At 53.0% G+C, this 20,610-nt stretch carries 22 protein-coding genes; 12 read left to right on the top strand and 10 right to left on the bottom strand.

The genetic code is table 11. The features are described from left to right. The first annotated feature begins 143 nt into the window (after window positions 1-143). Both ACLJZ5_RS03325 and cutC read left to right on the top strand, forming a co-directional pair. Complete coding sequence (locus ACLJZ5_RS03325) at window positions 144-713, top strand: VOC family protein (protein ID WP_000024796.1); 570 nt, start codon at window positions 144-146, stop codon at window positions 711-713. Between the two features lie 19 nt (window positions 714-732). Beyond that, on the top strand, window positions 733-1,479 hold the full coding sequence (gene cutC, locus ACLJZ5_RS03320) for a copper homeostasis protein CutC (RefSeq protein WP_001185781.1): 747 nt from the start codon (window positions 733-735) through the stop codon (window positions 1,477-1,479). 235 nt (window positions 1,480-1,714) lie between these two features. Here the strand turns inward: cutC and cmoB are convergent, their stop codons facing one another. Genes cmoB through ACLJZ5_RS03295 form a run of 5 tightly spaced genes read right to left on the bottom strand, consistent with a single transcriptional unit; the run spans window position 1,715 to window position 5,296 of the window. Continuing rightward, entirely contained in the window at window positions 1,715-2,686 is a 972-nt protein-coding gene (gene cmoB / locus ACLJZ5_RS03315; RefSeq protein ID WP_000569026.1) for a tRNA 5-methoxyuridine(34)/uridine 5-oxyacetic acid(34) synthase CmoB, read from the bottom strand. Beyond that, on the bottom strand, window positions 2,683-3,426 hold the full coding sequence (gene cmoA, locus ACLJZ5_RS03310) for a carboxy-S-adenosyl-L-methionine synthase CmoA (protein ID WP_000019613.1): 744 nt from the start codon (window positions 3,424-3,426) through the stop codon (window positions 2,683-2,685). The genes cmoB and cmoA overlap by 4 nt, the downstream gene beginning before the upstream one ends. A gap of 40 nt (window positions 3,427-3,466) precedes the next feature. Next, a complete protein-coding gene (locus tag ACLJZ5_RS03305) occupies window positions 3,467-3,862 on the bottom strand; it encodes an MAPEG family protein (protein ID WP_000252975.1) in 396 nt (131 codons plus the stop codon). Between the two features lie 52 nt (window positions 3,863-3,914). Then, window positions 3,915-4,733: a DUF72 domain-containing protein gene (locus ACLJZ5_RS03300; RefSeq protein WP_024797678.1), complete on the bottom strand. Its 819-nt coding sequence runs from the start codon at window positions 4,731-4,733 to the stop codon at window positions 3,915-3,917. Then, window positions 4,730-5,296: a hydrolase gene (locus ACLJZ5_RS03295; protein WP_024797679.1), complete on the bottom strand. Its 567-nt coding sequence runs from the start codon at window positions 5,294-5,296 to the stop codon at window positions 4,730-4,732. The genes ACLJZ5_RS03300 and ACLJZ5_RS03295 overlap by 4 nt, the downstream gene beginning before the upstream one ends. 324 nt (window positions 5,297-5,620) lie before the next feature. Between ACLJZ5_RS03295 and aspS the strand changes: the two genes are divergently transcribed. From aspS to ruvC, 4 genes are all read left to right on the top strand, one after another. Further along, on the top strand, window positions 5,621-7,393 hold the full coding sequence (aspS, locus tag ACLJZ5_RS03290) for an aspartate--tRNA ligase (protein WP_024797680.1): 1,773 nt from the start codon (window positions 5,621-5,623) through the stop codon (window positions 7,391-7,393). A gap of 93 nt (window positions 7,394-7,486) precedes the next feature. Further along, a complete protein-coding gene (gene nudB, locus ACLJZ5_RS03285) occupies window positions 7,487-7,939 on the top strand; it encodes a dihydroneopterin triphosphate diphosphatase (RefSeq protein WP_000653693.1) in 453 nt (150 codons plus the stop codon). 29 nt (window positions 7,940-7,968) lie between these two features. Next, on the top strand, window positions 7,969-8,709 hold the full coding sequence (locus tag ACLJZ5_RS03280; RefSeq protein WP_000907242.1) for a YebC/PmpR family DNA-binding transcriptional regulator: 741 nt from the start codon (window positions 7,969-7,971) through the stop codon (window positions 8,707-8,709). 36 nt (window positions 8,710-8,745) lie between these two features. Next, the gene (gene ruvC / locus ACLJZ5_RS03275; RefSeq protein WP_000022509.1) at window positions 8,746-9,267 is read left to right on the top strand and encodes a crossover junction endodeoxyribonuclease RuvC; all 522 of its coding nucleotides are present in this window, start codon (window positions 8,746-8,748) and stop codon (window positions 9,265-9,267) included. A gap of 1 nt (window position 9,268) precedes the next feature. Here ruvC and ACLJZ5_RS03270 read toward each other — a convergent pair whose 3' ends face one another. Further along, window positions 9,269-9,868, bottom strand: coding sequence for a YebB family permuted papain-like enzyme (locus tag ACLJZ5_RS03270; protein WP_023262947.1), 600 nt, complete (start codon window positions 9,866-9,868; stop codon window positions 9,269-9,271). 209 nt (window positions 9,869-10,077) lie between these two features. Here ACLJZ5_RS03270 and ACLJZ5_RS03265 point away from each other — a divergent pair, with 209 nt between their 5' ends. From ACLJZ5_RS03265 to ruvB, 3 genes are all read left to right on the top strand, one after another. Further along, window positions 10,078-10,770 carry a hypothetical protein gene (locus tag ACLJZ5_RS03265; protein WP_024797681.1) on the top strand — a complete coding sequence of 231 codons (693 nt, stop codon included), beginning with the start codon at window positions 10,078-10,080 and terminating at the stop codon, window positions 10,768-10,770. Window positions 10,771-11,284: 514 nt separating this feature from the next. Then, on the top strand, window positions 11,285-11,896 hold the full coding sequence (ruvA, locus tag ACLJZ5_RS03260; protein ID WP_024798014.1) for a Holliday junction branch migration protein RuvA: 612 nt from the start codon (window positions 11,285-11,287) through the stop codon (window positions 11,894-11,896). An 8-nt stretch (window positions 11,897-11,904) separates the two neighbouring features. Next, window positions 11,905-12,915 (top strand): Holliday junction branch migration DNA helicase RuvB, encoded by a 1,011-nt coding sequence (ruvB, locus tag ACLJZ5_RS03255; protein WP_000568502.1) that lies wholly within the window; start codon window positions 11,905-11,907, stop codon window positions 12,913-12,915. A gap of 78 nt (window positions 12,916-12,993) precedes the next feature. On the opposite strand, the gene znuB is transcribed toward ruvB, so the two are convergent. After that, window positions 12,994-13,779, bottom strand: a complete 786-nt coding sequence (gene znuB / locus ACLJZ5_RS03250; protein WP_000571507.1) for a zinc ABC transporter permease subunit ZnuB — start codon at window positions 13,777-13,779, stop codon at window positions 12,994-12,996. After that, the gene (znuC, locus tag ACLJZ5_RS03245; RefSeq protein ID WP_000203023.1) at window positions 13,776-14,531 is read right to left on the bottom strand and encodes a zinc ABC transporter ATP-binding protein ZnuC; all 756 of its coding nucleotides are present in this window, start codon (window positions 14,529-14,531) and stop codon (window positions 13,776-13,778) included. The genes znuB and znuC overlap by 4 nt, the downstream gene beginning before the upstream one ends. 78 nt (window positions 14,532-14,609) lie before the next feature. Here znuC and znuA point away from each other — a divergent pair, with 78 nt between their 5' ends. From znuA to lpxM, 3 genes are all read left to right on the top strand, one after another. After that, window positions 14,610-15,554, top strand: coding sequence for a zinc ABC transporter substrate-binding protein ZnuA (znuA, locus tag ACLJZ5_RS03240; RefSeq protein ID WP_000939597.1), 945 nt, complete (start codon window positions 14,610-14,612; stop codon window positions 15,552-15,554). 15 nt (window positions 15,555-15,569) lie between these two features. Beyond that, window positions 15,570-16,889, top strand: a complete 1,320-nt coding sequence (mepM, locus tag ACLJZ5_RS03235) for a murein DD-endopeptidase MepM (protein WP_001184030.1) — start codon at window positions 15,570-15,572, stop codon at window positions 16,887-16,889. Between the two features lie 116 nt (window positions 16,890-17,005). Then, window positions 17,006-17,977 (top strand): lauroyl-Kdo(2)-lipid IV(A) myristoyltransferase, encoded by a 972-nt coding sequence (gene lpxM, locus ACLJZ5_RS03230; protein WP_000448401.1) that lies wholly within the window; start codon window positions 17,006-17,008, stop codon window positions 17,975-17,977. Between the two features lie 72 nt (window positions 17,978-18,049). Here the strand turns inward: lpxM and pyk are convergent, their stop codons facing one another. Together pyk and ACLJZ5_RS03220 are read right to left on the bottom strand one after the other, a co-directional pair. Further along, window positions 18,050-19,492, bottom strand: coding sequence for a pyruvate kinase (pyk, locus tag ACLJZ5_RS03225; RefSeq protein ID WP_000091156.1), 1,443 nt, complete (start codon window positions 19,490-19,492; stop codon window positions 18,050-18,052). A gap of 123 nt (window positions 19,493-19,615) precedes the next feature. Continuing rightward, window positions 19,616-20,485 carry a MurR/RpiR family transcriptional regulator gene (locus ACLJZ5_RS03220; protein WP_001056719.1) on the bottom strand — a complete coding sequence of 290 codons (870 nt, stop codon included), beginning with the start codon at window positions 20,483-20,485 and terminating at the stop codon, window positions 19,616-19,618. Between the last annotated feature and the right edge of the window lie 125 nt (window positions 20,486-20,610).

Raw genomic sequence — 20,610 nt, 5'->3', positions numbered from 1 at the left:
ATTGCGCGCGCGGCGCGTCGCCTGAAATATACGCAACAATAATCTGCATAAGCATTCAATAAACGCCCAATCAAATCAAAGGTTGGTTGCCGGGGCGCAACAGCGTAAATTAGCGGTTTTCACAGCAAGAAGAGCGTCCTGATATGGCGAACTGGCAACACATTGATGAACTGCATGATATTTCCGCAGATTTACCGCGATTCACTCTGGCGTTCAGAGAACTTTCCACTCGCCTTGGTCTGCAGATTAGCGCCCTTGAGGCCGATCACATTTCATTGCGCTGTCACCAGAATACGACGGCGGAGCGTTGGCGTCGCGGTTTTGAACAATGCGGCGAGCTACTATCGGAAAATATCATCAACGGCAGGCCGATTTGTCTGTTTAAACTGCATGAACCGGTATGTGTGGAACACTGGCGGTTTTCTGTTATTGAATTACCGTGGCCGGGAGAAAAACGCTATCCACACGAAGGGTGGGAGCATATTGAAATCGTGCTGCCCGGCGAGCCGGAGACCTTGAACGCGAGGGCGCTGGCGTTGTTGTCGGATGAGGGGCTTAGTCAGCCGGGGATCGTGGTTAAAACCAGTTCGCCACAGGGCGAGCATGAACGTTTGCCAAACCCTACGCTGGCCGTGACCGATGGCCGCGTCACGGTAAAATTTCATCCATGGTCGATTGAAGCAATTGTCGCCAGCGAACAGGCGGCCCATTAACCTGCCGAGCGGAGTGAATATGGCGTTACTTGAGATCTGTTGTTACAGCATGGAATGCGCGCTCACCGCGCAGCGAAACGGCGCGGATCGTATCGAACTGTGCGCCGCGCCGAAAGAAGGCGGGCTTACGCCTTCGCTGGGCGTCTTACGCAGCGTGCGCGAGCATATTACGATTCCCGTACATCCGATTATTCGTCCTCGTGGCGGGGATTTTTACTACACTGACGGCGAATTTGCCGCCATGCTGGAAGATATCCGCCTCGTCAGAGAGTTGGGGTTTCCCGGGCTGGTTACTGGCGTGTTGACCGTTGATGGGGATGTCGATATGTCGCGAATGGAAAAAATAATGGCGGCGGCCGGACCGCTGGCAGTGACATTCCACCGCGCCTTCGATATGTGCGCTAATCCCTTCAATGCGCTAAAGAATCTGGCTGACGCAGGCGTATCAAGAGTACTGACTTCCGGGCAAAAAGCCGATGCGGCGCAAGGTTTATCAATAATTATGGAACTTATTGCCCAGGGGGATGCTCCAATCATTATGGCTGGTGCGGGGGTTCGTGCAAATAACCTGCAGAATTTCCTCGATGCCGGAGTACGGGAAGTACACAGTTCCGCCGGAGTCTTACTGCCTTCGCCGATGCGCTATCGCAATCAGGGGTTATCGATGTCTGCCGATATACAGGCGGACGAGTATTCTCGCTATAGGGTAGAGGGTGCGGCGGTCGCTGAAATGAAAGGAATCATTGTTCGCCATCAGGCCAAATGATTTTTACCGTTGCATCATGTCGCCCAATATGATGCTTGCTCGTACCAGGCCCCTGCCAATTCAACAGGGGCCTTTTTTTCTCCTTCATATTTCAAGCCGCAGCAGCGTTGGCCGCCTCGCGCACCCCGGTCACGTAGCTACCTACGTTCCCGGGGATTTGCTGCGTTGCCGCCTTGCTGCAACTTGAACTATTTTGGAGAAACGGTGCTATACGTAACGGTCATTCGGCAATCCATCACGGTTTACGCGCAATCAGCACCGCGCGCTGCGGGGCGGGATAGCCTTCCACCGTCTTGCTGCGATCGTTCGGGTCAAGGAAATCGGCCAGCGACTCGGTAACCATCCATTCGGTACGGCGTTGCTCTTCGGTGGTAGTGACGCAGACATCGGCGATACGCACGTCAATAAAGCCGCATTTTTCCAGCCATTTTTTTAATGCCGGCGCGGAAGGAATAAAATAGACGTTACGCATCTGCGCGTAGCGGTCACCCGGCACCAAAACGGTATTTTCGTCGCCGTCGACGACCAGCGTTTCCAGTACCAGTTCACCCTCGTTGACCAACTGATCTTTTAACTGCCACAGATGCTCCAGCGGCGAGCGACGGTGATAAAGCACCCCCATCGAGAAGACGGTATCAAATGCTTTCAGCGCCGGGAGTTGTTCAATGCCTAACGGCAGCAGATGCGCGCGCTGATCGTTACCCAACAGTTTACGCACCGCCTCAAACTGGCAGAGGAAAAGCTGCGTAGGATCGATGCCGACCGCCAGATGTGCGCCCGCGCCAATCATCCGCCACAGGTGATAGCCGCTGCCGCAGCCGACATCAAGGATCGTCCGGCCGGTTAAATCTGACAGATGCGGCAGTACGCGATCCCACTTCCAGTCGGAGCGCCATTCGGTATCAATATCTACGCCATAAAGCGAGAACGGGCCTTTACGCCACGGCATCAGATTACGCAGCAATGTATCAATACGCTTTAGCTGACCTTCGCTGAGCGGCGTTTCGCTTTCCGCCGTGACACTGTGCAGTAAATCCAGCCGCCAGGGCGTAATTTCCGGTAAAAATTCTACCGCGTTCGACCACTGTTTAAACAAGCCATGCTGCTGCTCGCGTTGCCAGGCGGCAATCTGCGCGGGCAATGTTTCCAGCCAGTGGGAGAGATGATTTTTAGCAATGAGCTGATAAAAGTTACCAAACTCGATCATGCGGCAACTCCGGCTTTTAACGCGACAAGCGACCCGAAATTAAAGCACTGGAACCACAGTTCACTGTGTTCGAAACCCGCCTGACGCAGGCGCGCTTTATGTGTTTCCACCGAGTCGGTGAGCATCACGTTTTCCAGCATACTGCGCTTCTGGCTGATCTCCAGTTCGCTGTACCCATTAGCGCGTTTAAAATCGTGGTGCATGTTGAATAACAGCTCGCCCACTTTCGCGTCTTCAAAGCTAAATTTTTCCGACAGTACCAGCGCGCCGCCGGGATTCAACCCCTGGTAAATCTTATCCAGCAATGCCTGGCGTTCGGCAGGTTCAAGGAATTGCAGGGTAAAATTCAGCACCACCATCGAGGCGTTTTCAATAGTGATATCGCGGATATCGCCTTCAACAACTTCAACCGGCGTTGGCGCTTTATATGCATCAATATGGCGGCGGCAGCGTTCTATCATGGCCGGGGAGTTATCGACGGCGATAATGCGACAATGCTCATGGCGGATATTACGCCGAACAGACAGCGTCGCGGCGCCCAGCGAGCAGCCCAGATCGTAGACCTGCGTGTTCGGCTGCACAAAGCGTTCAGCTAACATGCCGATCATGGAGATGATGTTAGAGTAGCCTGGTACCGAACGCTGAATCATGTCGGGGAAAACTTCGGCTACTCGTTCATCAAAAGTCCAGTCGCCGAGACGGGCGATAGGCGCAGAAAAAAGCGTGTCGCGGTGAGACATAACGTATACATCCGGGAAAAATAAAGGCGCATATTGTGCGCTAATACAGGGAGAAAACCAACTCCCAGGGCATATACCACAGGTTTGCCAGCACCATCAGCAACAATGCGCACCAGGTCGCGCTCATCCCCGCCCGCCGCCAGCGGAACAGGCGGTGGTGAAAACCGTAATAATGCATCAGCCGACCGGCGATTAAAATGATGCCGCAGATATGCACCATCCACGTTTCGGCGCCGTTCATTTCCATAAACAGCAGCAGCACCAGCGCGACAGGAATATATTCCACCGCGTTGCCATGAATACGGATGGCGCTTTGCAATTCGCTAAAACCGCCGTCGCCATAGGCGACACGGTACTGCATTCGCAAGCGAACGACATTAAAAGAGAACTTCATTAATAATAACGCACCCAAAACGGCATACAGCGCGCTTACCATACAAACTCCCTTTTAAAATGGCTGATGGCACTGTCTATGATAGGGGGCATTTTCAGAAAAGAGAAGATTGCTGTGGAATGGACGGAGCAGTGCCGATTTCCGGTAAGACGCTACGCAAATCATGCCAAAGCGTATTCACCAGTTCCGGCGCCTGCGCGATATCCGGAGTATGTAAAAACAGAAAAGGCGTGGTGGTCTGCCGCCACTGTGGGAGTTTCTGCAACCAGGCGGCGAAAAACTCACGGTTTTGCACCATATTATCGCTACCGATAAAACGCACCATCGGATGGCTGGCCGTCACGACCGCATGTACCGGGACTTTGGGTTTTTTTCGCTGCGCGTCGCGGACGGCCTCGCTGTGGGGATGGGCGGCATGTACCGGACGACTATCCAGGATCACGCGGTTTACGCCGCGCGCGTGTAACCCGCGATTGAGCCGCTGTTCATCCTCACCTTTGTCAAAAAAACACGGATGACGAACTTCTACGCCATAGGTAAACGTGGCGGGGAGCGCATCAAGAAACTGCCATAAGGCGGGGAGATCGCGCGGTCCAAAGGCGGCGGGCAACTGCAGCCAGTATTGGCCAATACGCGTTTCCAGCGGCGCCAGGCGGGTAAAAAACGCCTGTACCAGATCGTCGCAATGACGCAGCGCGGCCTGGTGAGAAATGGTGGCGGGAAATTTAAAGCAAAAACGGAAATCGTCCGTAGTTTGCGCATACCAACGATCGACAATTTCCGCTTTCGGCAGCGCGTAAAGCGTGGTGTTGCCCTCCACGCAGTTAAAGTGGCGGGCATACTCTTCCAGACTGGTGATGCCGAGCCGCGCCCATTTCGGGTGCGACCATTGCGGCAGGCCAATGTAGATCATAAGGCGTTTAAAATATCCTCTACGCTGCGTACCCGGCCAATGCGCGGGAAAATATGCGTCATACTGCTCTGATGCTGCTCACTGCTGGCGGCGCTACAGGCATCTTCGGCAATAATAAGGTTAAATCCCAACTCCCAGGCGTTACGCGCTGTGGATTCGACGCCGATATTGGTTGAGATCCCGCACAATATGATGGTGTCGATACTCCGGCGGCGAAGCTGTAATTCCAGGTCGGTGCCGTAAAACGCGCCCCACTGGCGTTTAGTCACTACCAGATCGCTGTCCTTTTTACCCAATGCCGTAGGCCAGGTCCACCAGTTTTCCGGCAACGCGTGCGCAGGCGTTGCGGCATCCACCGGCTGTTTTAACGCTTCGGCATAATCATCAGACCATCCGACGCGTACCATAACCACGGGCGAGCCGTTGGCGCGACACTTTTCCGCCAGCCGCGCGGCGCGGGCGACCACCTCATTTGCCGTATACGGGCCGCCGGCAAACGGAAGAATTCCTTCCTGTAAATCAATAACCACCAGGGCGGTTGTGGTCGCGTTGAGTTTCAGCATGATAATCACTCTCCTAAAAATAGCGGATTTCACTACACCTTAAGCGCGATTAAAGGGGAAAGCGGCGACAAATATTGTTAATTTTTGTGAGCATACGCAATACCCGCGTGAAAAAGCCGGGTACAGTCAGTATGAACCAGGCGTCGATCCCGCATGAAACGGGCAAGTTATCGCTCCCATGCTGGATTGACTCTTATCGTGCGGCAGAATTTCCAGTATAATAGCCGCCTTTTTTCATCCAGTTGTGACATACAGCTAAAGCTGCGACTTCGTCGCCTGCATGGCAGGCAACAATCCGCCTGCGGCTAAGTTAAGGGATATCTCATGCGTACAGAATATTGCGGACAGCTACGTCTGTCCCACGTGGGGCAGCAGGTGACTCTGTGTGGTTGGGTCAACCGTCGTCGTGATCTTGGCAGCCTGATCTTTATCGATATGCGCGACCGCGAAGGTATTGTGCAGGTGTTCTTCGATCCGGACCGTGCGGACGCGTTAAAGCTGGCCTCTGAACTGCGTAATGAGTTCTGCATTCAGGTTACGGGCACCGTGCGTGCGCGTGACGCGAAAAACGTCAATGCGGATATGGCGACCGGCGAAATTGAAGTGCTGGCGTCCTCTCTCACTATCATCAACCGCGCAGACTCACTGCCGCTTGACGCTAACCACGTTAATACCGAAGAGGCGCGTCTCAAGTACCGCTATCTGGATTTGCGTCGTCCGGAAATGGCGCAGCGCCTGAAAACTCGCGCCAAAATTACCAGCCTGGTGCGTCGTTTTATGGACGATCACGGTTTCCTTGATATTGAAACGCCGATGCTGACCAAAGCCACGCCGGAAGGCGCGCGCGACTATCTGGTGCCTTCGCGCGTGCACAAAGGTAAATTCTACGCGTTGCCGCAGTCGCCGCAGCTGTTCAAACAGCTCCTGATGATGTCCGGTTTCGATCGTTACTATCAGATAGTCAAATGCTTCCGTGATGAAGACTTACGTGCTGACCGTCAGCCGGAGTTTACTCAGATCGACGTCGAGACCTCCTTCATGACCGCGCCACAGGTGCGCGAAGTGATGGAAGCGCTGGTGCGCCATTTGTGGCTGGAAGTGAAAGGCGTGGATCTGGGGGATTTCCCGGTCATGACGTTTGCCGAAGCGGAACGTCGTTACGGTTCCGACAAGCCAGACCTGCGTAACCCGATGGAACTGGTAGATGTCGCTGACCTGCTGAAATCGGTAGAGTTCGCGGTCTTCGCGGGCCCGGCTAACGATCCGAAAGGCCGCGTGGCAGCGCTGCGTGTGCCTGGCGGCGCACAGCTTAGCCGTAAGCAGATCGACGATTACGGTAACTTTGTTAAGATCTACGGCGCGAAAGGCCTGGCATATATCAAAGTTAACGAGCGCGCGAAAGGTCTGGACGGGATTAACAGTCCGGTGGCCAAGTTCCTGACCGCCGACATTGTCGAGGCTATCCTTGAACGTACCGGCGCCCAGGACGGCGATATGATTTTCTTCGGTGCAGATAACAAAAAAGTGGTTGCCGATGCGCTGGGCGCGCTGCGTCTGAAACTGGGCAAAGACCTGAGCCTGACCGACGAAGACAAATGGGCGCCGCTGTGGGTGATTGACTTCCCGATGTTCGAAGACGACGGCGAAGGCGATCTGACCGCGATGCACCATCCGTTCACCGCCCCGCGTGACATGACGGCGTCTGAACTGAAAACTGCGCCGGAAGAAGCCGTCGCTAACGCTTACGATATGGTGATTAACGGCTATGAAGTGGGCGGCGGTTCGGTGCGTATTCACAACGGTGAAATGCAGCAAACCGTATTTGGTATTCTCGGTATCAATGAGCAGGAGCAGCGCGAGAAGTTCGGCTTCCTGTTGGATGCGTTGAAATACGGTACGCCGCCGCATGCGGGCCTGGCGTTTGGTCTGGACCGTCTGACCATGCTGTTGACCGGCACCGATAATATTCGTGATGTTATCGCCTTCCCGAAAACGACCGCCGCCGCGTGTCTGATGACCGAAGCGCCGAGTTTCGCCAACCAGGCAGCGTTGACGGAGTTGGGGATTCAGGTTGTAAAGAAAGCCGAGAATAACTGATATGAACAATGTACACGACATCATTCGCGTGATATCGCGGCGGCCCGCAGGGGCGAGTCTCATCCGTCACCCAACAGCCAACAACGAGGTTGCGTGAAGGATAAAGTGTACAAGCGCCCCGTTTCGGTCCTGGTGGTTATTTTCGCGCAGGATACGAAACGGGTGCTAATGTTGCAGCGACGCGATGACCCGGATTTTTGGCAGTCAGTGACTGGCAGCATAGAAGAAGGGGAGACCGCGTTGCAGGCCGCCGTACGTGAAGTCAAAGAGGAGGTCACGATTGATGTTGCGGCAGAGCAACTGACCTTAATCGACTGCCAACGTACGGTGGAGTTTGAAATTTTTTCACATTTACGTCATCGCTATGCGCCGGGCGTCATGCACAATACAGAATTCTGGTTCTGCCTTGCGTTACCGCATGAGCGGCAGGTGATATTCACTGAACATCTGACGTACCAGTGGCTTGATGCGCCTGACGCGGCGGCGCTTACCAAGTCCTGGAGTAACCGGCAAGCGATTGAAGAGTTTGTCATTAACGTCGCCTGAAAAGGCGCGCTTTTTTTGAGGAAATATTTATGGCAGGTCATAGTAAATGGGCCAACACCAGACATCGTAAAGCTGCGCAAGATGCCAAGCGCGGTAAAATCTTCACTAAAATTATTCGTGAACTGGTAACGGCAGCTAAATTGGGCGGCGGCGATCCGGATGCCAACCCGCGTCTGCGCGCGGCTGTAGATAAAGCGCTGGCCAACAACATGACCCGCGACACTCTGAACCGTGCCATCGCTCGCGGTGTGGGTGGTGATGAAGACTCGAACATGGAAACCATCATCTATGAAGGTTATGGTCCTGGCGGCACGGCCATTATGATTGAGTGTCTGAGTGACAACCGTAACCGTACCGTAGCGGAAGTGCGTCATGCTTTTAGCAAGTGCGGCGGTAATCTGGGTACCGATGGCTCAGTGGCGTACCTGTTCAGTAAGAAAGGGGTCATCTCCTTTGAGAAAGGCGATGAAGACACCATCATGGAAGCCGCTCTGGAAGCCGGTGCGGAAGATGTTGTGACCTATGATGATGGCGCGATTGATGTTTACACTGCCTGGGAAGAGATGGGCAAAGTGCGTGACGCGCTGGAAGCGGCGGGTCTGAAAGCGGATAGCGCCGAAGTGTCCATGATCCCGTCAACCAAAGCGGATATGGATGCGGAAACCGCGCCGAAACTGCTACGTCTGATCGATATGCTGGAAGACTGTGACGATGTTCAGGAAGTCTACCATAACGGTGAGATCTCTGATGAGGTGGCGGCGACCCTGTAATGGTGCTGTTAAACGCCGGCGGGCAGGGGGTATAGCGTGTCGATTATTCTCGGTATTGACCCCGGCTCGCGCATTACCGGTTATGGCGTTATTCGCCAGGTAGGCAGACAACTGACCTATCTGGGCAGCGGATGTATTCGTACCAAAGTCGATGATTTGCCGTCTCGTTTGAAGCTCATATACGCAGGCGTGACGGAAATCATCACGCAGTTCCAGCCGGACTATTTTGCTATCGAACAGGTGTTTATGGCGAAGAACGCCGATTCAGCCCTCAAGCTGGGACAGGCGCGCGGCGTCGCGATTGTCGCCGCGGTCAATCAGGAACTGCCCGTGTTTGAATACGCGGCGCGTCAGGTGAAGCAAACCGTCGTCGGTATTGGTAGCGCGGAGAAAAGCCAGGTTCAGCATATGGTGCGCACGTTGCTGAAGCTCCCCGCTAACCCGCAGGCCGATGCCGCGGATGCGCTGGCTATCGCCATTACGCATTGCCACGTTAGCCAGAACGCGATGCAAATGAGCGAGAGCCGACTCAATCTGGCGCGGGGAAGGTTGCGCTAAATCATTCTCCCTCAGCCTCGCGTTGAGGGGTTTCAATTCCACAGGCGCTAATTAATTCTAAATTGGGATGTTGCCACAGGCTGGCGGGCGTCACCGTCTTACGATCCCACGGGATTGAACCTAAAAACCAGAACTTCCAGAAGGTGAGTTTCGCATCAGGATTGCTGTGAAGTAATTCTTCGAATGTCTCAATATCGCCTACCGGAATACATAATGCTTCTTTATAGATATCAAACACAAATTTCGAGCAGAACTGGCGCGATGACTCATATTTAAACCCCGTGTGATAAAACTTATTCAGCCGGGCGGGAACCTGTTCCATGATGGCGAGTTTCTGTTCGACCGTCAGACCGCCGCACAGGCGACGAACGGCGTAACGTTGTCCGGCTGAACGTTGTATAAACAGTGACAGCGTGGTGACGGTTGAGAGGGGGACGCGACTTTCCGCCACCAGATAGTCATCACCATTATGACCAATAATAATCCCAACATGGTTGCTCCAGCACTGTGAAGCGGTGGATATCTGGCCGAAAAGCGCGGCACCTATACAGGTAAAGACGATATCCCCGGTTTCATATTGGACAGAATAATGTTTTTTCATCTCTGCATTCCATTATTTGAAATAAATTCCTTTTATTTATTCTATAGGGTAGTTAGCATTATACCAGATAAATGACAAGCCTTAGTGTCATCGAAATATGTATGGTGAATATTTCATTTATTGGAATTAATGTCGCAAATATATTTGGGGGAGAATTAAGGTGGTAAATTTCTCATCATCTGATCTCTCATATTGACAGGGAGTATGACGTGGTTGATGATAAACCAATGAGAATAGGTTGGGTATTTTATTTTTCTTATATTTTTGTTGCTATTATCTTTCATCTATTTATTAGTTTTTGTTATTGTTTGAGTATTGATATGGCAGAGGCTAATACTGTTGTTTTTTTATTAAAGCCAGGGACGATTTCATTATTATTTTTGCTTCTCCCTGTCAGGCGGTTCAGGACCAGACTGTTGGCAACATTGAGTTCAGTTTTTATTACCTTAGTATTTAACCAGTGGCATTTGGTTGCCGGGAATAAAGAACTGGTTTTGTGCCTGCAGGCAGCGTGCTTTATGGCTTTCCTGGCTATGACATCGGTAAAAAAATCCGGGTGGATGATTAGCGCATCATTATTTTTGGTTTGTGCGGCCGGAACGATTCGCCAGTGCTGGCTGGAACAGCTGTTTAACGCTGCCGATATATATATTGTTGATGATGGGCGGAGCTGTGGCGCCAGCGGCCACTGCTTCCAGTATATTGCAGCAAAAGGCCGTGGGTTAGCAGCAAAACGACAGGCACTTTTTAGTAGCGAAGAGTATGTGAATATTTATTATAATTATTCAGAAGGGATACCTGCCGTGAATTTCGATGGCATGAAAAATGAGTTTGCACAATATTTATTGTGTCATGGTGAATTAAAATCTGTTGTGCGCGAAGATAAAACAACATGCGATTAAATTCAGCGCTAGTAGTTAATATTATTACATCTATGCTCGGGTCTGTTTTTTTGGGGCCCCGATGTTCCGCTGTTGGCATTCGTACTGGATACATTATTAGTGGCAACATTTCGTTTGGCTGATATTGATAGTCACGGCGTCCATCGTCTCTTTATCGTAGTCGGCGTTGCGGTAAGCGCTACATTGCGGGGGGCTTGCAAGCCCGGCTGCGATATTGTATTCGCCATATCGGGTTGCGTCTGGCTCCGGTATTAGTGTTATCAGGATACTCATTATTGAAGACTACCGAACGTGTGCCACGGCATGTTGGCAAAAAGTTATTCGCGTAGGACGCAAAAAATTGTCAATGAGTGTACGACTTATTTTGTACGCAGCGGGGAGCGTACCCGTCGTTAGCTATCGCGGGTTGTCGGAGTAGAGAAATATCGGGATACGTGTTTTTCATCTGGATAAACATCCAGTCTTTTTTTATGATAGTGCATTATCTTTTCAGCCCTTTACGCAGGAGCGTCATGTGATAGGCAGACTCAGAGGCATTATTCTCGAAAAACAACCCCCGATCGTGCTGCTGGAGACAGGGGGCGTAGGCTATGAAGTACATATGCCTATGACCTGCTTTTACGAGCTGCCGGAGGCCGGGCAGGAGGCAATCGTCTTCACCCACTTTGTGGTGCGTGAAGATGCGCAGTTGTTGTACGGATTCAACAATAAGCAAGAGCGCACGCTGTTTAAAGAGCTAATTAAAACGAATGGCGTCGGGCCTAAGCTGGCGCTGGCGATTCTCTCCGGCATGTCGGCGCAGCAGTTTGTGAATGCGGTTGAGCGCGAAGAGCTTGGCGCACTGGTGAAGCTGCCGGGTATCGGCAAGAAAACCGCCGAAAGGCTGATTGTCGAAATGAAAGACCGCTTTAAAGGGCTACATGGCGATCTCTTTACGCCAGCGGTCGATCTGGTATTGACATCGCCGACCAGCCCAGGCTCGGAAGATGCAGAACAAGAAGCAGTTGCTGCGCTGGTGGCGCTGGGTTATAAACCGCAAGAAGCCAGTCGGATGGTAAGCAAGATCGCCCGTCCGGATGCAAGCAGTGAAACACTGATTCGCGACGCGTTACGCGCCGCGTTATGAGGTAAAGGATGATAGAAGCAGATCGCCTGATTTCAGCAGGCGCCACGATCGCAGAAGACGTCGCCGATCGCGCCATTCGCCCGAAGTTTTTGGCGGAATATGTCGGCCAACCGCAGGTGCGCTCCCAGATGGAGATCTTTATTCAGGCGGCAAAACTGCGTGGCGATGCACTAGATCACTTGCTGATTTTCGGCCCGCCAGGGTTAGGTAAAACGACTCTGGCGAATATCGTTGCCAATGAAATGGGCGTCAATCTCCGAACCACGTCCGGCCCGGTGCTGGAAAAAGCAGGCGATCTGGCGGCTATGCTCACCAATCTTGAACCGCATGATGTGCTGTTTATTGATGAGATTCACCGGCTTTCACCGGTGGTGGAAGAGGTACTCTATCCGGCGATGGAAGATTACCAGTTGGATATTATGATTGGCGAAGGGCCTGCTGCACGTTCAATTAAAATCGATCTGCCGCCGTTTACGCTCATTGGCGCGACGACGCGCGCCGGGTCGTTAACGTCCCCGCTACGCGACCGTTTTGGTATTGTGCAGCGCCTGGAGTTCTACCAGGTGCCCGATCTGCAGCACATCGTCGGGCGCAGCGCAAGGCACATGGGGCTTGAGATGAGCGATGACGGCGCGCTGGAAGTGGCGCGTCGGGCGCGCGGTACGCCGCGTATAGCCAACCGCCTGCTCAGACGTGTGCGTGATTTCGCCGAGGTGAAGCATGACGGGGCTATTTCAGCGGAAATTGCCGCGCAGGCGCTGGATATGCTGAACGTCGATGCGGAAGGGTTTGACTATATGGATCGCAAGCTGCTGCTGGCGGTTATTGATAAATTCTTCGGTGGACCGGTCGGCCTGGATAACCTGGCGGCGGCGATTGGCGAAGAGCGTGAAACCATTGAGGATGTGCTGGAGCCGTATCTGATTCAGCAAGGCTTTTTGCAGCGCACGCCGCGTGGGCGTATGGCAACGGTGCGCGCCTGGAACCATTTCGGGATCACGCCGCCAGAGATGCCTTAGCGCCTGAAGTCGCTGCGCTCATCAGACCTGGGCGATTTTGTAGACCCGGTAAGCGCAGCGCCACCGGGCAACACACGCTTAGTTTGCCTGCTTTTTCATCATACTGAAGATAAACAGCAGCGCGGCACACAGCACTACGGATGGCCCTGCCGGGGTATCATAAAAGGCTGAGAAGGTCAGTCCACCTGTAACCGCTATCATACCTACACCAACGGCGACGCCCGCCATCTGCTCCGGCGTACGGGCAAAGCGACGCGCGGTTGCAGCGGGGATAATCAGCAGCGACGTAATGATCAGCGCTCCGACAAACTTCATCGCCACGCCAATAGTTAACGCCGTTACCAGCATCAATAGCAGCTTCACGCGCTGTAACTTCACGCCATCGACAAAGGCAAGATCCGGACTGATAGTCATTGACAGCAAGTTGCGCCACTGCCAGAAGAGAATGGCCAGCACAATAACGACCCCAATAGCGATCGAGATAAGATCTTCCGGCGTGACGGCCAGCAAATCGCCAAACAGATAAGCCATTAAATCAACGCGGACGTTGGACATCAGGCTGACCACGACCAGTCCTAAAGATAAGGCGCTGTGCGCCATAATGCCCAGTAAGGTATCAATCGCGAGGTGAGGGCGTTTCTCCAGCCATACCAGACCGGCGGCCAGCAGCAGCGTAACGGCGATTACCGCATAAAAGGGATTAACGTCCAGCAACAGGCCAAAAGCCACGCCCAGAAGCGACGCGTGAGCCAGCGTATCGCCAAAATAGGACATCCGACGCCAGACCACAAATGAGCCCAAAGGACCAGCGGCGCAGGCCAGCATCATCCCGGCCAGCCAGCCGGGCAGTAATAATTCAATCATGAGTGACCATTTCCCCGGCGCAGTACAATACGACCCTGTAAATCGTGGCGATGATTATGATGATGGCGATAAATCCCTAATTGCTCCGCGCCTCGCGGGCCAAACATAGAGATAAATTCCGGATGCATAGACACCACTTCCGGCGCGCCGGAACAGCAAATATGATGGTTCAGACATAACACTTCATCCGTCTTTGCCATGACCAGATGTAGGTCATGCGACACCATCAGCACGGCGCAATCGAGTTCACGGCGCAGCTGATCGATAAGGTCGTATAACGCGACCTGGCCGTTGACATCCACGCCTTGCGTCGGCTCATCAAGTACCAGCAACTGCGGCCTGTTAAGCAGAGCACGCGCCAGCAGTACGCGCTGTGTCTCACCGCCGGAGAGTTTTTGCATGGGCGCGTCAATCAAATGTCCGGCCTGAACGCGTTTAAGCGCCGGGAGAATATCCGTTTTTTGCGTGCCGGGACGTAAACGTAAAAATCGGTTTACCGTCAGCGGAAGCGTGGTATCGAGATAGAGCTTTTGCGGGACATAGCCGATACGGAGTTGCCCGTTGCGCTTGATCACCCCTTCATCAGGGGCTACCAGTCCTAAAACCACGCGTACAAGCGTTGACTTCCCCGCGCCGTTAGGGCCGAGAAGCGTTAAAATTTTTCCGGGGCTCAATTCAAGCGACACGTCAGAGAGGACGCGGCGTTGACCAAATGAGACCGAGACGTTTTCCAGTGAAACTAAACTTGTCATGTTAATTTTAGGCTTGCAGAAGTGATAGAATGTTATAATATCACATTTCACACATTCATTACGATGATTAGTCGCATTATGTTACAGAAAAATACGCTTCTTTTCGCAGCATTATCCGCCGCGCTTTGGGGGAGTGCAACCCAGGCTGCCGACGCCGCCGTTGTCGCTTCGCTTAAACCGCTTGGGTTTATCGCTTCCGCCATTGCTGATGGCGTTACGGATACGCAAGTATTACTTCCGGATGGGGCATCCGAGCATGATTATTCATTGCGTCCATCAGACGTAAAACGCTTACAGGGCGCGGACTTAGTCGTCTGGGTTGGCCCGGAAATGGAAGCCTTTATGGAGAAGTCGGTCAGGAATATTCCTGATAATAAGCAGGTTACCATTGCACAACTTGCCGATGTAAAACCGTTACTCATGAAGGGCGCGGATGATGATGAGGATGAACATGCGCATACGGGCGCCGATGAGGAAAAAGGTGACGTACATCACCATCATGGCGAATATAACATGCATCTTTGGCTCTCCCCAGAGATAGCGCGGGCTACAGCGGTTGCAATCCATGAAAAATTAGTGGAACTTATGCCGCAAAGTCGAGCCAAACTCGACGCCAACCTGAAGGATTTTGAGGCACAATTAGCCGCAACCGATAAACAGGTCGGTAACGAGCTCGCGCCGCTCAAGGGGAAAGGGTATTTCGTTTTTCATGACGCCTACGGTTACTACGAAAAACACTACGGACTCACCCCACTCGGTCACTTTACCGTGAACCCTGAGATACAACCTGGCGCGCAGCGTTTACATGAAATAAGAACACAGTTGGTTGAGCAAAAAGCAACCTGCGTTTTTGCTGAGCCACAATTCAGGCCAGCGGTCGTGGAAGCCGTGGCGAGAGGGACATCCGTTCGAATGGGAACACTGGACCCCCTCGGGACGAACATTAAACTGGGTAAAACAAGCTATTCAGCGTTTTTAAGCCAATTAGCCAACCAGTATGCGAGCTGCCTGAAAGGAGATTAACGAGGAAGTGAATACGTGCAACAGATAGCCCGCTCTGTCGCCCTGGCATTTAATAATCTGCCCCGACCCCACCGCGTTATGCTGGGGTCACTTACCGTTCTGACACTGGCCGTCGCCGTATGGCGGCCCTATGTTTACCACCCAGAATCCGCGCCAATCGTTAAAACTATTGAACTGGAGAAAAGCGAGACTCGTTCCCTCTTACCGGAGGCCAGCGAACCCATTGATCAGGCCGCGCAGGAAGATGAAGCTATTCCTCAGGATGAGCTGGACGATAAAACCGCAGGCGAAGTCGGCGTCCATGAATACGTCGTCTCCACAGGCGATACGTTAAGCAGCATTCTGAATCAGTACGGCATCGATATGAGCGATATTAGCCGACTTGCCGCTTCTGATAAGGAGCTGCGCAATCTGAAAATTGGCCAACAGCTTTCCTGGACACTGACCGCCGATGGCGATTTACAGCGTCTGACATGGGAAGTCTCCCGCCGTGAAACGCGTACCTACGATCGCACTGCCAACGGTTTTAAAATGAGCAGTGAAATGCAGCAGGGGGACTGGGTCAACAGTCTGCTGAAAGGCACGGTAGGGGGGAGCTTTGTCGCCAGCGCGAAAGAGGCCGGTTTAACCAGCAGCGAAATCAGCGCAGTGATAAAAGCCATGCAGTGGCAGATGGATTTTCGCAAGCTGAAAAAGGGCGATGAATTTTCGGTTCTGATGTCGCGCGAGATGCTGGATGGCAAGCGTGAACAGAGTCAGTTGTTGGGCGTGCGGATGCGTTCCGATGGTAAAGATTACTACGCCATTCGCGCCGCTGACGGTAAATTCTATGACCGTAACGGGGTTGGCCTGGCGAAAGGCTTTTTACGCTTCCCGACTGCCAAACAGTTCCGCATCTCCTCCAACTTCAATCCGCGCCGTCTGAACCCGGTTACCGGACGCGTTGCGCCGCATCGTGGCGTTGACTTTGCGATGCCGCAGGGTACGCCGGTGCTGTCGGTGGGGGATGGCGAGGTCGTGGTCGCTAAACGTAGCGGCGCTGCCGGTTACTACATTGCGATTCGTCATGGACGCACCTACACCACACGTTATATGCACTTGCGTAAGCTGCTGGTGAAACCGGGGCAAAAAGTGAAACGTGGCGATCGTATTGCGCTTTCTGGTAACACCGGGCGCTCCACAGGGCCGCATCTGCATTATGAGGTATGGATCAACCAGCAAGCCGTTAACCCTCTAACAGCAAAATTGCCGCGCACGGAAGGTCTGACGGGGTCAGATCGTCGTGAATACCTGGCACAGGTGAAAGAGGTTCTGCCACAACTGCGCTTCGATTAACAAATGCGCTGACAGAGCCGGTACGCGATGTGTGCCGGCTTTTTTGTTTTGTGTGAGACGCAGACGTCGCTACACTATTCACAATTCCTTTTCGCGTCAGCAGACCCTGGAAAAGCATGGAAACCAAAAAAAATAATAGTGAGTATATCCCTGAGTTCGAAAAATCCTTTCGCTATCCGCAGTATTGGGGCGCCTGGTTGGGCGCGGCGGCAATGGCGGGGATCGCATTAACACCGGCATCATTCCGCGACCCTTTGCTGGCGACGCTGGGGCGTTTTGCCGGACGGCTGGGGAAGAGTTCTCGTCGCCGGGCGCTAATTAATCTGTCGTTGTGCTTTCCGCAGCGTAGCGAAGCTGAGCGCGAAGCGATTGTCGATGAGATGTTCGCCACCGCGCCGCAGGCAATGGCGATGATGGCTGAGTTGGCGATGCGCGGTCCGAAAAAAATCCAACAGCGTGTTGACTGGGAAGGTCTGGAAATCATTGAGGAGATGCGTCGTAACGACGAAAAAGTCATTTTTCTCGTACCGCATGGCTGGGGCGTCGACATTCCGGCCATGCTGATGGCCTCTCAGGGGCAAAAAATGGCGGCGATGTTTCATAATCAGGGTAATCCGGTTTTTGACTATATCTGGAACACAGTGCGTCGGCGTTTCGGCGGACGTTTGCATGCGCGTAATGACGGGATTAAACCCTTTATTCAGTCTGTTCGTCAGGGCTACTGGGGTTACTACCTGCCGGACCAGGATCATGGCCCGGAGCATAGTGAATTCGTTGATTTCTTTGCGACATACAAAGCGACGCTGCCTGCGATTGGTCGGCTGATGAAAGTGTGCCGCGCACGCGTGATACCGCTTTTCCCGGTGTATAATGGTAAAACGCATCGCCTGACTATCCAGATTCGCCCGCCAATGGACGATCTGCTCACGGCTGACGATCACACAATCGCCAGACGGATGAACGAAGAGGTCGAAATTTTTGTCGGCCCGCATCCGGAACAGTACACCTGGATCCTGAAGCTGCTCAAAACCCGCAAGCCAGGCGAGATTCAGCCGTATAAGCGTAAAGATCTTTATCCCATCAAATAAATAAAGCCTCTCGTAAGAGAGGCTTTATGCTGACAAACCCTGTACTACCTGATGAACAGGCCTGGAGGAGTTTTACTCAACGGTCAAAATACGCGTGGTATTGGTTGAGCCGACGGTGCTCATGACATCGCCCTGAGTCACGATAACCAGGTCGCCGGAAACCAGATACCCTTTATCGCGCAGCAGATTAACAGCTTCATGCGCCGCGACAACGCCATCAGCCGCGCTATCAAAATGCACCGGCGTTACTCCGCGGTAGAGCGCGGTCAGGTTCAGCGTGCGTTCATGGCGCGACATGGCGAAAATCGGCAGGCCGGAGCTGATACGGGAAGTCATTAGCGCGGTACGACCGGATTCCGTCATGGTGATGATCGCGGTAACACCTTTCAGATGGTTTGCCGCATACATCGCAGACATGGCAATGGCTTCTTCAACGTTGTCGAACTGCACGTCGAGACGGTGTTTAGACACATTGATGCTGGGGATTTTTTCTGCGCCCAGGCAGACGCGCGCCATTGCGGCAACGGTTTCAGAAGGATACTGACCGGCTGCGGTTTCGGCAGACAGCATAACTGCATCCGTGCCATCCAGGACGGCGTTCGCCACGTCCATCACTTCCGCACGGGTCGGCATCGGGTTGGTGATCATCGACTCCATCATCTGCGTTGCGGTGATGACTGCGCGGTTTAGCTGACGCGCACGGCGAATCAGCGCCTTCTGGATACCAACCAGCTCCGGATCGCCGATTTCAACGCCCAGGTCGCCACGTGCGACCATCACAACGTCAGAGGCCAGAATGATATCATCCATGGCGTTTTGGTCGCATACCGCTTCGGCGCGTTCGACTTTAGCCACAATTTTCGCGTCGCAGCCAGCGTCGCGCGCCAGGCGGCGTGCATAGTTCAGATCTTCGCCGCAGCGCGGGAAGGAGACAGCCAGATAGTCAACGCCTATCAGCGCAGCAGTTTGAATATCGGCTTTGTCTTTTTCGGTCAGCGCTTCAGCAGAAAGCCCGCCGCCGAGCTTGTTAATGCCTTTATTGTTAGACAGCGGGCCGCCGACGGTGACCTCGGTAAAGACTTTCATGCCCTGGACTTCAAGCACTTTCAACTGCACTCGACCATCGTCAAGCAGCAGGATATCGCCAGGAACGACGTCTGCCGGCAACCCTTTGTAATCAATGCCGACTTTTTCTTTGTCGCCTTCGCCTTTACCCAGGTTAGCGTCTAACAGAAATTTGTCCCCGATATTGAGGAACACTTTGCCTTCTTTAAAAGTGGAAACGCGAATTTTTGGCCCTTGCAGGTCGCCTAAAATAGCCACATGACGCCCCAATTTGGCGGCAATCTCACGGACTTTATCAGCACGCATTTTATGATCTTCCGGCGAGCCGTGAGAGAAGTTCATACGTACTACGTTTGCGCCCGCGGCGATAACCTTCTCAAGGTTGTTATCGCGGTCAGTTGCCGGGCCTAACGTGGTAACGATTTTGGTTCTGCGAAGCCTTCTGGACATGTAATACTCCGTTGACTAAAACAACTTGGTGTTGCGTGAACATTGATCCGGTCGTTCTGAAACCTTAACGGTATAAAATGAACGTCCCCGGATGACGAAAAGGGTAGAACATTGTTATTGCTTTTAGCGGTCATCACTCCTGATGAGTAATTCTTTATCAAAACGCGATTCCTTGAGCGCTTCCTTGACACGCTTCAAGTTATCTCTGAATTTCGCCCCGCGACGCAAAGTAAATCCCGTTGCCAGCACATCTATCACGGTCAGCTGAGCAAGTCGAGAGACCATGGGCATATAAATGTCTGTATCTTCCGGTACGTCGAGGGTAATGGCCAGCGTGGCTTCGCGCGCCAGCGGCGTTCCAGCGGAGGTCAGGGCGATCACCATCGCATCGTTTTCCCGCGCCAACTGCGCCAGTTCCACCAGGCTCTTGGTTCTGCCAGTATGCGAAATGAGCACGACGACGTCATCATCGTTACAATTCATACAGCTCATCCGTTGCAGCACGATATCGTCGGAGTAAATCACCGGCACATTGAAGCGAAAAAACTTATTCATGGCGTCATGCGCGACCGCGGCGGAGGAACCAAGACCAAAAAAGGCGATTTTTTTTGCCTGGGTCAGTAAATCGACGGCGCGGTTGACGGCCGATTTATCCAGCGACTGACGAACATGGTCGAGACTGGCCATGGCGGACTCGAAGATTTTTCCTGTATAGGCCTCAACGCTGTCATCTTCATCCACATTGCGATTAACATAGGGGGTGCCATTTGCCAGACTTTGCGCCAGATGCAGTTTAAAATCAGGAAAGCCGCGGGTATTCATGCTGCGACAGAAACGGTTCACCGTTGGCTCGCTAACGTTAGCTTCCTGGGCCAGCATGGCAATGCTTAAGTGAATCGATCTGCCTGGGGCGGCCAGAATAACATCGGCGACTTTTCGTTCAGATTTGCTTAAATGTTCCAGTTGAGACTGGACTTTTTCCAGCATATTCATGATTAGCAAGGCTCATGGGTATTAGCGATTTCAATGATGCGCGAAACCGAGCGCGTTTTGTTAGATATTACTCCTGGCGGCTGTCAAAGGGGGCAAAATGGCTAAAAAAGGTGTCGTTTTTTTTC

This window comes from Salmonella sp. 5800 (assembly GCF_046558195.1).
Taxonomy (GTDB): domain Bacteria; phylum Pseudomonadota; class Gammaproteobacteria; order Enterobacterales; family Enterobacteriaceae; genus Salmonella; species Salmonella enterica.
This window is presented reverse-complemented; position numbering and strand designations above follow the sequence as displayed.